Source organism: Leclercia sp. TB492 (assembly GCF_049974505.2).
GTDB classification, from domain to species: domain Bacteria; phylum Pseudomonadota; class Gammaproteobacteria; order Enterobacterales; family Enterobacteriaceae; genus Enterobacter; species Enterobacter adecarboxylatus_C.
The window spans coordinates 116,715-130,805 of record NZ_CM127572.1; the positions used below are offsets into that span (position 1 = coordinate 116,715).

The following is a 14,091-nucleotide window of genomic DNA, read 5'->3' on the forward strand; positions in this document are numbered from 1 at the left end:
TCGTTTGCGGAATTGGTTGGGCCAATTTTCTGAAGGGAAAGGGGCAGGCCGGGCAAGCATTGCGCTACCCGGCTAAAAATCAAAACTCGGTCTTGCTGAAACCCGTCATCTCTTTCAGGCCCATTTCACGGCCCAGCTCGGTCATCGGGTGGACAACCACCAGGCCGCGCACGCTTTTCTTCAGCTTGCCCATATCGGCCTGTTCTTTCTTGGTGATCGCACGGCGGAACGGCAGTTTTGACAGCTTCTGCGCTTCTTTGCTCAGCTTCTGCTCTTTCACGCCACGCAGACGCTCGATTTCGGTTTCCAGCGTCGCTTTCTCTTTTTCCAGCTCGGCATATTTCTCGGCGGCATCAACCAGCGAGAGGCTGGCCTGCTGGTGGCGGATCAGATCCAGGCGGTCGCTCAGGCGTTTAATTTCGTTCTTTTCGACTTCTTTCATCACAAATAGCTCTAAAAACAGGGGAGATTACAGGGAAGGATACACCAATGTGCGCAGGCTTACTTCTGAAACGCTTTTTTTAAGCTGATTCGGGAAATCAGCTCAGTCAGGGAGAGGACCATGGTGGAGCGGACGATCTGCTGGTAGCGCTGCTTCTGCATCGCGTACAGCTCCGGGTCGCTGGTGTCAAAATGCGGCGTCGGGGGAAGGGCGGTCACGCAGTGCAGTTCGCCAAGCGGGCCGAGGATCTCGTCGTCGGTGAATGCATACTCGTTGCCGTCGTGATTCAGCTCCTCACGCAGCGCCATCAGCAGTTCGGCATCTTCATACTCATGACGGCTAATGACGCCCAGGCCATAGATCAGTTTCAGACGCACGGATAAATCGCCCAAGGGGCCGTCACCGTCGAGCAACGGTTCAACTGCATATTTTACCGCGTAGTCGTCTTTGCGAAAAACCTGAAGCACCAGGATATTCACCGCCTCGGTTAATAACTCGACGGCTGATATCAGGAAACTTCGAACGGTTTTGCCAGCATTCAGACGCTCCAGCACACGGTTTTCAAAGGCCTGGGTTTGTTCCATTATTGCCTGCATATCTGACAATCTATCTTCCGGGCGCAGGATGACCTGCGCCAGTTCCTGCATCATTTGGTTGCGTTATATACGGTCACCGCCTCCACAACCACGTCGCTGTTGGCATCCAGACCGGATACCTGTGCCAGCGCGGCCTGTGGACCCTGCTCGTCAATCAGCTGCGCCAGCTCCTGCGCCTGCGGATCTTCTTCGCTGCGGTAGTGCATCGCGGCGGCAATGCCTTTGACCAGACTGGTGTGCGGCAGACCGTATTCCAGCGTGCCGAGCAGCGGCTTGATCAGACGATCGCCCGCACTCAGTTTACGCAGCGGCTGACGGCCCACGCGCTCAACGTCATCTTTCAGATACGGGTTTTCAAAACGACCGAGGATTTTCTGAATATATGCCGCATGCTTATCGGCATCAAAACCGTAGCGTTTAATCAGTACCGCGCCGCTCTCATCCATCGCACCTTTTACCACGGCGCGAACGTTCTCATCGAGAATGGCGTCACGAATGGTCTGATGACCGGCTGATTTACCGAGGTAGGCGGTTATAGCATGCCCGGTGTTCAGCGTGAAGAGCTTACGCTCGACAAATGCCATCAGGTTATCAGTTAATTCCATCCCCGGGATTTCCGGCAGCGTGCCTTTAAACTGGGTTTTGTCGACAATCCACTCGCTGAAGGTCTCAACAGTCACTTCCAGCGGGTCGCTGGTCGCTGAGGCTGATGGCGGAACGATACGGTCCACGGCGGAATCGACAAAGCCCACATGCTCTTCAACCCAGGCTTTATCTTCGTCAGCCACGGCGGCCATAACATGGCCTTTCAGCTGAGTGGTGCCGCGCACCATATTTTCACAGGCGATAATATTCAACGGGGCGTCGTTACCCTGGGCCTTACGTTTGGCCAGCCCTTTGGCGACGGCCGGGGCGATGCGCTCCAGCACCACCGGGCCCACCGCAGTGGTGACCAGGTCAACGTTAGCAATCAGGTCGATAACCTCATCGCCAATGCTGCTGACCGCATTCACGCCGGTGACGGTTTCGATCTGCTCGTTTTCACCCACCACATGCACCTGATAGCTATGACGGGCATTCAGGGCATCCAGTACCGTCTGATTCACATCTGCGAATGTCAGCGTAATGCCCGCGTCTGCCAGCAGTTTGCCGATAAAGCCACGACCGATATTACCTGCGCCGAAATGTAATGCTTTCATTGTATTAACCTTCATCAATGTTGTTACCCGAGAGGGCTGGGGTGAGGAACCACGCGAATTTCCCCTCACCCTAGCCCTCTCCCCAACGGGGAGAGGGAAGGGAAAGACTTACTTGTTCAACAGCGCCAGGACTTCTTCGACGCTGGTGGTGTTTGCCAGACGTTCGATAACGGTTTCATCGTCCAGAGCATTGGTCAGGCTGGTAATCACCTGGATGTGCTCGTTGTTACGGGCCGCGATACCAATCACCAGACGGGCAATGTCATCTTCTTCTTCACCGAAGCGCACGCCTGCCGGGTACTGACAGAACACTACGCCGGTTTTCAGAACGCGATCTTTCGCTTCTACCGTACCGTGCGGCACCGCAATGGATTCGCCCAGGTAGGTCGGGGTCAGTTTTTCACGTTCCAGCATCGCTTCAACATATTCCGCCTGCACGTAGCCGCCTTTTACCAGCTGCTCGCCTGCAAAGCGAATCGCTTCTTCTTTGTGGCTCGCGGTACGGCCAAGGAAGATGTTCTCCGCACCCAGTCGGAACAGGTGGCTGTTGCTCTCGTCAAAGCTGTCCTGCAGGCTGGTACGGACTTTAACTTCGTTGTCTTCATGACGCTGCGCCGCCACCAGACGTTCGGTCAGGCTGGTATACAGACCGCTGTCCAGGAAGTTGGTCAGCGAAATGTGCTGCGCCTGCGGAACCTGACGCATCGCACGCTCGGTCAGGTCGCGGTGGGTGATGACCAGGTCAACATCCGGCGGCAGGCTGTTAATCGCGCTGTTAGTCACGGAGATCTGAGACAGACCGGCATCCGCCACTTTCTTACGCAGTACGCCCGCACCCATGGCGCTTGAACCCATACCGGCGTCGCAGGCAACGATGATTTTACGCACGTGGCTCAGGTCGTTAGAGACATCGCCCGCAGCCAGTGGCGTTGCAGCAACACCTTTAGACTGAGATTTCATGTCCTGCATACGACGGGTTGCCGCTTCGATATCGTCTTCTTCTTTCACTTTGCTGGTTTTCAGCAGGATAGCCGACACGACGAAGGAAACCGCCATGGCCGCACAGATAGCGGCGATGTTAGCGAAGTAGGCGCCTTTCGGGGTCATCGCCAGTACCGCCAGGATAGAACCCGGGGAAGCAGGGGAGACCAGACCACCGCCCAGCACGCTTAGGGTGAACACGCCAGTCATACCGCCAAGGATAACGGCAAGGATCAGACGTGGGTTCATCAGCACGTACGGGAAGTAAATTTCGTGAATACCACCGAGGAAGTGGATGATAGCCGCACCGCCAGCAGACTGCTTCGCGCTGCCGCGACCAAAGAACATATACGCCAGCAGGACGCCCATGCCCGGACCCGGGTTAGCTTCAATCAGGAAGAAGATAGATTTGCCGAGGTCATGAGACTGCTGAATACCCAGCGGTGAGAAGATACCGTGGTTGATGGCGTTGTTGAGGAACAGGATTTTCGCCGGTTCAACAAAGATGGACGCCAGCGGCAGCATGTCGTGGGCAACCATGAAGTTAACGCCCGCCGCCAGAAGTTTGGAGAGCACTTCAACTGCCGGGCCAATGCCGAGGAACGCCAGAATCGCCAGGATCATGCCGATGATGCCGGCAGAGAAGTTGTTCACCAGCATTTCGAAGCCGGATTTGATTTTGCCATCAACCCAGACGTCGAACTTCTTAATCGCCCAGCCGCCCAGAGGACCGGCAATCATGGCACCGAGGAACATTGGCATATCCGCGCCGACGATCACGCCCATGGTGGTAATCGCACCGACCACGCCACCGCGGTCCCCGCCTACCAGACGACCACCGGTATAACCGATGAGCAGCGGCAGCAGATAGGTAATCATTGGGCCAACAAGTTTCGCCAGCGTTTCGTTAGGCAACCACCCTGTCGGAATAAATAACGCGGTGATGATACCCCACGCGATAAACGCGCCGATATTTGGCATCACCATGTTGCTGAGGAATCGACCAAAGCTTTGTACTTTGATCTTAAAATCGGATGACATAAAACACCCCTTCTTCTGTTTACGCAGGCCTTAAGCCCGAGGTTTGTTGTTAATGCGGTGGCAGAGGTTGCCCAGCCCTGTTCTGATGCGTGAAATTTGGCACTTAATACTTTAACTGTCCAGACAGGCAAAAATTGTGTGATCTTAGTCACGTAAAGGTAGGGGGTGTGGTGAGGAATGAAGTGACATATGTCACAAAATTGAAGTGTAAAAAAAATACAATGACCGCAAAAGCGGTAGTTTGACCCCTAAAATGTGAATTAAATCACATTTCGTTGTCGGCGATTTGTTTCTGTAGTGTGATCAAATCCACAAAAAATTTTTATGCAGAATTCTCTGGATGTGATCGATGGCAACATCTGTTTAAGCGAACAACGCCAGGATGTAAGTAAGCAACACTTATCGTTAAAAAAAGAGTCCTGAAATATGGTATGGCGAAAAGCGCTAAGCTGGATTAAGCTCATACTGTAAACTTAAGTCTATTATTATTCAGGATATATTTTGTCACGCTTCTAAACTTGCATGGAGATATAAGAAAAAATCATACTCCCCGGCTCTGAAATAATAAGTACATATTCGTGTACTTAATCATGAATTAATGTGGCTGCTTACCATTTAATTATTTTAATGAGTTTACGATTTATTTAGTGAGGCAAATATGTTTCTCAACTATTTTGCGCTGGGTGTGTTGATTTTTGTCTTCATGGTTCTTTTTTATGGAATCATCGCTATTCATGACATTCCATATAACATGGCCAAAAAGCGCAACCATCCTCATGCCGATGCTATTCATACGGCGGGGTGGATTAGCCTGTTTACGCTCCATGCCATTTGGCCGTTTCTGTGGATCTGGGCAACGCTCTACCAGCCAGAGCGCGGCTGGGGGATGCAGAACCATATTCAGCCGCCAGACCGCAGCCCCGACGTGGATGCGCTGGCAAGACGCGTAGCCGAGCTGGAACAAAAACTGGCCGCGGTGCCCCCTGTGGCTGATAAGAACACCTCGGAGCAATAATCATGGATCTGTTGATCGTATTGACCTATGTCGCGTTTGCGTGGGCCATCTTTAAAATATTTCGTATTCCGGTAAACCAATGGACGCTGGCGACTGCGACACTGGGCGGGGTATTTCTCGTGGCCGGTCTCATTTTATTAATGAACTATAACCACCCGTATACGTACACGGCGCAGAAAGCGGTTATCTCAATACCGATTACGCCGCAGGTGACGGGTGTGGTAAGTGAAGTGACGGATAAAAATAACCAGCTCATTAAAAAAGGTGAGGTGTTATTTAAAATCGATCCGGGCAGGTATAAAGCGCGTGTTGATCGTCTGCAGGCTGACCTGGTCACCGCGACGCATAATATCGATGTTCTGAAAGCACAGCTGACGGAAGCACAATCGAATACCACCCGCGTCTCTGCCGAGCGCGATCGTCTGTTCAAAGACTATCAGCGTTATTTAAAAGGCAGCCAGGCGAAGGTGAATCCGTTCTCTGAAAGCGATATCGATAACGCGCGGCAAAACTACCTGGCGCAGGACGCCATGGTTAAAGCCTCAGTGGCGGAGCAGACCCAGATCCAGAGCCAGTTAGACAGTATGTCTAACGGGGAGCAGTCGCAGATCGCCTCCCTGCGCGCCCAGCTAGCAGAAGCGCAATACAATCTGGATCAGACCATTATTCGTGCGCCCAGCAATGGCTATATCACCCAGGTATTGATTCGTCCGGGCACCTACGCCGCGTCTCTGCCGCTGCGTCCGGTGATGGTGTTTATTCCTGAACAGAAACGGATGATCGTGGCGCAGTTCCGCCAGAACTCGTTACTGCGTCTGAAGCCGGGCGATGAAGCGGAAGTGGTGTTCAGCGCGCTGCCGGGGCAGGTCTTCCCCGGTAAGCTCACCAGCATTTTGCCGGTGGTCCCGGGCGGTACTTACCAGGCGCAGGGTGCGCTGCAGTCCCTGACGATGGTGCCGGGTTCAGATGGTGTGCTGGGCACTATCGAACTGGATCCGAACGCCGACGTGGACGCGCTGCCTGACGGTATCTACGCCCAGGTCGCGGTCTATTCCGACCATTTCGCGCACGTCTCTGTGATGCGTAAAGTCCTGCTGCGTATGACCAGCTGGATGCACTACCTCTATCTCGACCACTAATTCCTTTAAAGGCAGGCACGCGATACGCAGTGCCTGCCTTTTTTCTTTGCCTGAGCCATACTTATCCTTTTGTTGGCGGAAAAGGAGCAGGCAATGAAACTCATCGGCAGTTATACCAGTCCCTTCGTGCGTAAAATCTCTATTCTCCTGCTGGAGAAAGGCATCACTTTTGAATTTGTGAATGAACAACCCTATCAGGCTGAAAACGGTGTCGCGCACTACAATCCGCTGGGGAAAGTCCCGGCGCTGGTGACCGATGACGGGGAGCACTGGTTCGATTCCCCGATCATTGCCAGCTATATCGAGCTGCTGGATATCGCCCCGGCGATGATCCCCCGTGAGCCCAGAGCCGCCCTGGCTATCCGGCAAATCGAGGCGCTGGCGGATGGGATCATGGACGCGGCCCTGGCCTCGGTGCGCGAGCAGGCGCGCCCGGCGGCACAACAGTCGGAGAGCGAGCTGCTGCGTCAGCGGGAGAAAATCGCCCGCAGCCTGGATCACTGTGAACAGCTCATCCGCGAAGGGAAAATTGCCACCGACAGCGTTAACCTGGCGACCATCGCCATTGCCTGCGCTATTGGCTACCTCAATTTCCGTCGCGTCTCGCCGGGCTGGTGCGTCGATCGCCCGCTGCTGGTTAAGCTGGCGGAAACCCTGTTCCAGCGCGAAAGTTTTGCCCGCACCGAACCGCCAAAGGCTTGATGTCGTCGATAACACTTCCTGGCCGGACGCGGTACAATCGCCCCTGACATTGACTCCCTCTCCCGTCGGGAGGGGGGAAGATACCCAACCGTCAGGCGCTTCCATGACTACTCAGCACGCACTCTATAGCCAACTTCCCGCGACCGATCGTCTGCTTCGCGACGCCCGTCTTTCCGCCGTTATTGCCCGCTTCGGCCACAGCCGAACGGTCGAGACCTTACGCCTGTTGCAGGACGAAGCCCGCGCCGGGATCCGCGCCGACAACCGCCTGCCGGCGTGGTGTGACGACTGGGCCCAGGAGACCGAAAGACGGCTGGCGACGGAAGACGCGCCGGGCCTGCGCCCGGTCATCAACCTGACGGGAACGGTGTTGCACACTAATCTGGGGCGCGCGCTGCTGGCTCAGGAGGCGGTGGCTGCGGTAACCCAGGCGATGCAAACGCCGGTTACCCTGGAGTACGATCTTGATGGGGCCGGGCGCGGCCATCGCGATCGGCCGCTGGCGGCGCTGCTGTGCCAGCTCACCGGGGCGGAAGATGCCTGCATTGTGAATAACAACGCTGCGGCGGTGCTGCTGATGCTGGCCGCAACCGCCAGCGGGAAAGAGGTGGTGGTTTCCCGGGGAGAGCTGGTGGAGATCGGCGGGGCGTTTCGCATCCCGGACGTGATGACACAGGCCGGGTGCCGGCTGCGGGAAGTGGGTACCACCAACCGCACCCACGAGCGGGACTACGCGGCGGCGATTGATGACAACACCGCCCTGCTGATGAAGGTGCACACCAGCAACTACCAGATTGAAGGCTTCACCCATGCCGTTGACGAGGCGGATCTGGTGCGCATCGGCCAGCAGAGAGACGTGCCTGTGGTCGTCGATCTGGGCAGCGGTTCGCTGGTGGATCTCAGCCGCTATGGCCTGCCGAAAGAGCCGATGCCGCAGGCGTTAATTGCCGCTGGCGTCAGCCTGGTGAGCTTCTCGGGCGACAAGCTGCTGGGCGGCCCGCAGGCCGGGATCATCGTCGGCAAGCGCGACCTGATTGCCAGATTGCAACAGCACCCGCTGAAACGCGCCCTGCGTGCGGATAAAATGACGCTTGCCGCGCTGGAGGCCACCTTACGCCTCTATCTCCACCCGGAGACGCTGGCCGAACGCTTACCGACGTTGCGCCTGTTGAGCCGCGACGCCGCCGCGATCCATCATCAGGGGGAGCGCCTGCTGGCGCAGGTCGCAGCGCACTACCCCGACTTTGAGGTTCGCGTAGAAGATTGCCTGTCACAGCCGGGCAGCGGATCGCTGCCGGTGGATCGCCTGCCGGGTGCGGCCCTGACTTTTACCCCGCGAGACGGGCGCGGCGCGCAGCTGGAGGCGCTGGCGTTACGCTGGCGATCCCTGCCGGTGCCGGTGCTTGGCCGGATAAAAGACGGCCGTCTGTGGCTGGATTTACGCTGTCTGGAAGATGAAGCTCAGTTTCTGGAGATGTTGTTGAAATGATTATTGCCACCGCCGGTCATGTTGACCACGGCAAAACCACCCTGCTGCAGGCGATCACCGGCGTCAACGCCGACCGCCTGCCGGAAGAGAAGAAGCGCGGCATGACCATCGATCTGGGTTATGCCTACTGGCCGCAGCCTGATGGCCAGGTGCTGGGATTTATCGACGTGCCGGGGCACGAGAAGTTTTTGTCCAACATGCTGGCCGGGGTCGGTGGGATTGACCATGCCCTGCTGGTGGTGGCCTGCGATGACGGGGTAATGGCGCAGACGCGCGAGCACCTGCAGATCCTCCAGCTGACCGGCAACCCGCAGCTGACGGTAGCCCTGACCAAAGCCGACCGCGTCGACGACGCCCGGGTGGAGGCGGTGCGCGACGAGGTGCTCACCACCCTGCGCGACTTTGGCTTTGCTGACGCGACGCTGTTTGTCACCGTGGCCACCGAGGGGCGGGGAATTGATGCCCTGCGCGCCCATCTGCAACAGCTCCCGGCCCGCGCTCATGCGGACCATCACCGCTTTCGTCTGGCTATCGATCGTGCCTTTACCGTGAAAGGGGCCGGTCTGGTGGTCACTGGCACGGCGCTGTCCGGTGAGGTGCGGGTGGGTGACAGCCTGTGGCTGACCGGAGTGAATAAGCCGGTGCGTATTCGTGGACTGCATGCGCAAAACCAGCCTGCTGAACAGGCCCACGCCGGGCAGCGTATTGCCCTGAACCTGGTGGGCGATACGGAAAAAGCAGAGCTGAACCGCGGGGACTGGCTGCTGGCCGAAGCGCCGCCGGAGCCGACCACGCGCGTCATCGTCACGCTGCAGGGAGATGTGCCGCTGACCCAGTGGCAGCCGCTGCATATTCACCATGCCGCCAGCCACGTCACCGGACGCGTCTCGCTGCTGGAGGGAGCGCTGGCGGAACTGGTCTTCGATGCCCCGCTGTGGCTGGCCGACAACGATCGGCTGGTGCTGCGCGATATCTCTGCCCGCGTCACGCTCGCCGGGGCGCGGGTGGTCACCCTCAATCCGCCGCGTCGCGGGAAACGTAAGCCGGAGTACCTGCACTGGCTGGCGACGCTGGCACCGGCGGCGGATGATCGTGCCGCGCTGCTGGCGCATCTGGAGCGCGGGGCGGTTAACCTGGATGCGTTCGGCTGGGCACGCCAGCTCAGCAGGGAAGGGTTGCGTCAGCTGACCCAACAGCCGGAGTTTATCCAGGCCGGCGCCAGCCTGTTAAACACTGCCGTCGCGGCGCGCTGGCAGCGTAAGATTCTGGAGGTGCTGACGACCTATCATCAGCAACATCAGGATGAACCCGGTCCGGGGCGCGAGCGCCTGCGGCGGATGGCGCTGCCGATGGAGGACGAGGCCCTCGTCCTGCTGCTGATCGAGCGGATGCGCGAGAGCGGCGAGCTGCACAGCTACCATGGCTGGCTGCACCTGCCGGATCATAAAGCCGGCTTTACCCCGGCGCAGCAGGCCGTCTGGGAAAAAGCGGACGCGCTCTTTGGCGATGAACCCTGGTGGGTGCGCGATCTGGCCCGTGAAACCGCCACTGACGAGCAGACCATGCGTCAGGTGCTGAAGCATGCGGCGCAGCAGGGGCTGATCACCGCGATTGTTAAAGACCGCTACTACCGCCACCATCGGATCGTCACCTTTGCGAACCTGATCCGCGCGCTGGACCACGAGCGCGGCTCCACCTGCGCGGCGGATTTCCGCGACCGGCTGAACGTCGGCCGTAAGCTGGCGATCCAGATCCTCGAATACTTCAACCGCATTGGCTTTACCCGCCGCCGCGGTAACGATCACCTTCTGCGGGATGCGCTGCTCTTTGCCGACGAGGGGCAGCAGGGTTAATCCTTTTTGCTGGCGAACTTCTGTTTCGCCAGCCAGACGGCGCCCAGCCTGCCCGCCTGGTTACCCAGCTGACAGGGCAGGATGGGCACCTGCAGGGATTCCCACTCTTCAAAGGTTTGCAGGTGTCGATCGAGGAGTTTATAAATTTTCTCCTGCTCGCTGATGCCGCCGCCGATCAGCACCACCTGCGGGTCGAACAGGGAGATCACGCTGTAGACCCCGCGGGCCAGAAACAGGGCCCACTCTTCCACCGCTTCGCGCAGGTGCAGATCGTTCTCCATCCGCTCGAACAGCTCTTCGCCTTCCGGCATATCCTCCCCGGAAACCCCCAGCGCCCGGCGGCAGGTCGCCATCAGTCCGCTGGCAGAGGCCACCTCGTGCATTCCTTCGCCGTTTTTGCCGACCGGGATAACCCCGAACTCCCCGGCGCGATAGTGCGAGCCGCGATAGAGATCGCCCCCGAGCACAATCCCGCCGCCGATCCCGGTGCCGATCGTCATGCAGACAAAATTCTCGTACTCATGTCCGGCGCCGCACCAGCGTTCGCCCAGCGCAGCACAGCTGGCGTCATTATCGGCCACCACCGGCAGGTCGGTCAGCTCTGCGAAAAGCGTGTAGAGGTTGACGTTATCCAGGTACTCCAGCGCGCCGGCTTTCGCGGCTTCGCCGGTATGGGTATTGATGTGGCCGGGGATACTCACCCCAATCGCCGTAATCTCGTGCTCTTTCTGGTACGCCTCGACCACCTCGCGCCACCGTTGCTTAAAGGTCTCTTCATCCTCTGGGGTATCAAATTGATCGGTGGTGATTTCGTTACCGTCCTCGTCGATCACGCCGTGTTTAATATGGGTTCCGCCCACGTCAAAGCCGATAAAAAGCTGCATTTATCCTCACCCTCTCCCCTGTTTGTGCGCTTTAAGTATGGCTCAGGGCAGGAAACCAAACGTAAAGTAAGGTAATGCGTGAAGGGGCTCGCAAAGCAGGCGATGACTGGCGATGTTTTCACCGCCGCGGTCTACCTTTGAAGGACACTTCACGCAAGGAGACAGTCATGACGAATAACCCTCCCTCAGCACGTATCCTGCCCGGCGAATATGGTTTCCCCCTCAAACTGAAAGCCCGTTATGACAACTTTATCGGCGGCGACTGGGTTCCCCCGGCCGACGGCGATTATTACCAGAACCTGACCCCGGTGACCGGCCAGCCGCTGTGCGAAATTGCCAGCTCCGGGAAGCGCGATATCGATCTGGCGCTGGATGCCGCCCACAAGATCAAAGACAAATGGGCGCATACCTCGGTACAGGATCGCGCTGCGATCCTGTTCAAAATTGCCGATCGCATGGAGCAGAATCTGGAGCTGCTGGCCACGGCAGAGACCTGGGACAACGGGAAACCGATCCGCGAAACCATGGCCGCCGACGTGCCGCTGGCGATCGACCATTTCCGCTATTTCGCCTCCTGTATTCGTGCCCAGGAGGGCGGTATCAGCGAGGTGGATAAGGACACAGTGGCGTATCACTTCCATGAGCCGCTGGGCGTGGTCGGCCAGATCATCCCGTGGAACTTCCCTCTGCTGATGGCTGCCTGGAAAATGGCACCCGCGCTGGCAGCCGGCAACTGCGTGATACTGAAACCGGCGCGCTTAACGCCGCTGTCGATCCTGCTGCTGATGGAAGTGGTAGGCGACCTGCTCCCGCCTGGGGTTGTGAACGTGGTCAACGGCGCCGGGGGCGAAATCGGTGAATATCTGGCGACCTCCAAACGGATCGCCAAAGTGGCCTTTACCGGCTCCACCGAAGTGGGTCAGCAGATCATGCAGTACGCCACCCAGAACATCATTCCGGTGACGCTGGAGCTGGGCGGCAAATCCCCGAATATCTTCTTTGCCGACGTGATGGACGAAGAGGATGCCTTCTTTGATAAGGCGCTGGAAGGGTTTGCCCTCTTTGCCTTCAACCAGGGCGAAGTCTGCACCTGCCCAAGCCGGGCGCTGGTGCAGGAGTCGATCTACGAGCGCTTTATGGAGCGCGCCATTCGTCGCGTGGAGTCGATCCGCAGCGGCAACCCGCTGGACAGCATCACCCAGATGGGTGCCCAGGTGTCGCACGGGCAACTGGAGACCATCCTCAACTATATCGATATCGGTAAGAAAGAGGGGGCCGAGCTCTTAACCGGCGGACGGCGCAAGCAGCTGGACGGCGAGCTGAAAGAGGGTTACTACCTCGAGCCGACGATTTTGTCCGGTAAAAATAATATGCGCGTCTTCCAGGAAGAAATCTTCGGCCCGGTGCTGGCGGTGACCACCTTCAAAACCATGGAGGAGGCGCTGGAGCTGGCCAACGATTCGCAGTATGGCCTGGGTGCAGGGGTCTGGAGCCGTAACGGCAATCTGGCCTATCAGATGGGGCGTGGGATCCAGGCCGGACGCGTCTGGACCAACTGCTATCACGCCTATCCAGCGCACGCTGCGTTTGGCGGATACAAACAGTCGGGCATTGGCCGCGAAACCCACAAGATGATGCTGGAACATTACCAGCAGACCAAATGCCTGCTGGTCAGCTACTCCGATAAACCGTTGGGCCTGTTCTAACCTCTGAGAGCAGGCCGCCCCAGGGGGGTCTGCTCAATCTGTTTACGCAGGGTATTCAACACCCCGTCCAGCACAAACTGCACCCGCCACGGCTGATAGTCACGTTTGCGGAAGATCGCTACCAGATCCAGCCACCACTCCTCCTGATGGGTGAAACAGGGCACCATTGAGCCTTCTTCTATCTCCCGTAGCAGACTCTCTTTTGGCGCAAAGACGATCCCCAGATGATTGCGGGCCAGCTCCAGCGCCGTCTGGGTGTTGTCGCAAATATAATTACCCGTGACTTTATAATCGATTATCTGCTCGCTATTATTCACGCGAAAACGCCAGATATTAGCGTCATCGATTATCATTGAATCGATAAGAATGCAGGAGTGATTAATGAGATCGTCAGGATGATTAACAGGGTGCTTTTTAATATATTCCGGCGTGGCGAAAGCAGTAACAGAATATTTGGTTAAGGTGCTGGCAACCAGGTTTTCATCTTTCGGTTGAGCATAGGTAATTAAAATATCGCAATCATCGGGAAAGGTGACCCCTTCGAAAAACTCATTCTTGTCCAGGTTGTAGGTCTTCAGGCTAATACGAATATCGCCAATATTTTCGATCTCATGAATCACGTGGCGGGCCAGGTAAGTGACGATCCCCGACGGTCCATAAATGGTGACCTTGCCGCGTTTTTCGTGTTTGTAATCAGCAATAAAATTAACCAGTTGTTCGTTTTTTTCCAGTGATGCATTGACGAAGGGCAGCAGGGATTCACCGAACTGGGTCAGCGCCAGCTGGCGGGTGGTGCGCTCAAAAATTTTCAGCCCGACGCGGGTTTCGAAATCAGCGAGATATTTACTGACGTTGGCCTGGGCCATTCCCAACAATGCAGCAGCATCTCCGATGCTGTGGGTCGCGGCAATGACGGAAATAATTTTTAATTCTCGCGGTTTGATTTGCAGCTTGTTCATTGCCTGACGCCCATCTATATGAATTTATATATAATATTATACAAATATCCCATTTGCATCGCGATTTTTGTAACCATTATTATGC

12 protein-coding genes are annotated in these 14,091 nt (G+C 57.1%); 6 read left to right on the plus strand and 6 right to left on the minus strand.

The annotated features are described in order from the left end of the window. Positions 1–79: 79 nt before the first annotated feature. From ACP4QI_RS00585 to ACP4QI_RS00600, 4 genes are all read right to left on the minus strand, one after another. Positions 80–442: a YibL family ribosome-associated protein gene (locus ACP4QI_RS00585; RefSeq protein WP_142487754.1), complete on the minus strand. Its 363-nt coding sequence runs from the start codon at positions 440–442 to the stop codon at positions 80–82. 59 nt (positions 443–501) lie between these two features. Further along, positions 502–1,092 carry a mannitol operon repressor MtlR gene (mtlR, locus tag ACP4QI_RS00590; protein WP_142487755.1) on the minus strand — a complete coding sequence of 197 codons (591 nt, stop codon included), beginning with the start codon at positions 1,090–1,092 and terminating at the stop codon, positions 502–504. After that, a complete protein-coding gene (gene mtlD / locus ACP4QI_RS00595; protein ID WP_285112351.1) occupies positions 1,089–2,237 on the minus strand; it encodes a mannitol-1-phosphate 5-dehydrogenase in 1,149 nt (382 codons plus the stop codon). Before mtlD ends, mtlR begins: the two co-directional genes overlap by 4 nt. Before the next feature lie 108 nt (positions 2,238–2,345). After that, entirely contained in the window at positions 2,346–4,259 is a 1,914-nt protein-coding gene (locus ACP4QI_RS00600) for a PTS mannitol transporter subunit IICBA (RefSeq protein ID WP_426495919.1), read from the minus strand. 658 nt (positions 4,260–4,917) lie between these two features. Between ACP4QI_RS00600 and ACP4QI_RS00605 the strand changes: the two genes are divergently transcribed. The 5 genes from ACP4QI_RS00605 to selB all read left to right on the plus strand — a co-directional run bounded on the left by ACP4QI_RS00605 (position 4,918) and on the right by selB (position 10,457). Beyond that, positions 4,918–5,274, plus strand: a complete 357-nt coding sequence (locus ACP4QI_RS00605) for a DUF3302 domain-containing protein (RefSeq protein ID WP_426495920.1) — start codon at positions 4,918–4,920, stop codon at positions 5,272–5,274. A 2-nt stretch (positions 5,275–5,276) separates the two neighbouring features. Beyond that, the gene (locus tag ACP4QI_RS00610; RefSeq protein ID WP_142487759.1) at positions 5,277–6,413 is read left to right on the plus strand and encodes an HlyD family secretion protein; all 1,137 of its coding nucleotides are present in this window, start codon (positions 5,277–5,279) and stop codon (positions 6,411–6,413) included. Between the two features lie 93 nt (positions 6,414–6,506). Continuing rightward, entirely contained in the window at positions 6,507–7,115 is a 609-nt protein-coding gene (locus tag ACP4QI_RS00615; protein ID WP_156262647.1) for a glutathione S-transferase, read from the plus strand. 103 nt (positions 7,116–7,218) lie between these two features. Further along, positions 7,219–8,604 (plus strand): L-seryl-tRNA(Sec) selenium transferase, encoded by a 1,386-nt coding sequence (gene selA, locus ACP4QI_RS00620; RefSeq protein WP_426495921.1) that lies wholly within the window; start codon positions 7,219–7,221, stop codon positions 8,602–8,604. Continuing rightward, positions 8,601–10,457, plus strand: coding sequence for a selenocysteine-specific translation elongation factor (selB, locus tag ACP4QI_RS00625; RefSeq protein ID WP_426495922.1), 1,857 nt, complete (start codon positions 8,601–8,603; stop codon positions 10,455–10,457). Before selA ends, selB begins: the two co-directional genes overlap by 4 nt. On the opposite strand, the gene ACP4QI_RS00630 is transcribed toward selB, so the two are convergent. After that, positions 10,454–11,341 (minus strand): ROK family protein, encoded by an 888-nt coding sequence (locus ACP4QI_RS00630; protein ID WP_285129217.1) that lies wholly within the window; start codon positions 11,339–11,341, stop codon positions 10,454–10,456. The genes selB and ACP4QI_RS00630 overlap by 4 nt on opposite strands. Before the next feature lie 167 nt (positions 11,342–11,508). Between ACP4QI_RS00630 and aldB the strand changes: the two genes are divergently transcribed. Beyond that, positions 11,509–13,047 (plus strand): aldehyde dehydrogenase AldB, encoded by a 1,539-nt coding sequence (aldB, locus tag ACP4QI_RS00635; RefSeq protein ID WP_156262651.1) that lies wholly within the window; start codon positions 11,509–11,511, stop codon positions 13,045–13,047. On the opposite strand, the gene ACP4QI_RS00640 is transcribed toward aldB, so the two are convergent. Continuing rightward, complete coding sequence (locus tag ACP4QI_RS00640; protein WP_426495923.1) at positions 13,044–14,006, minus strand: LysR family transcriptional regulator; 963 nt, start codon at positions 14,004–14,006, stop codon at positions 13,044–13,046. The two genes, aldB and ACP4QI_RS00640, sit on opposite strands and share 4 nt — an antisense overlap. Positions 14,007–14,091 lie beyond the last annotated feature (85 nt).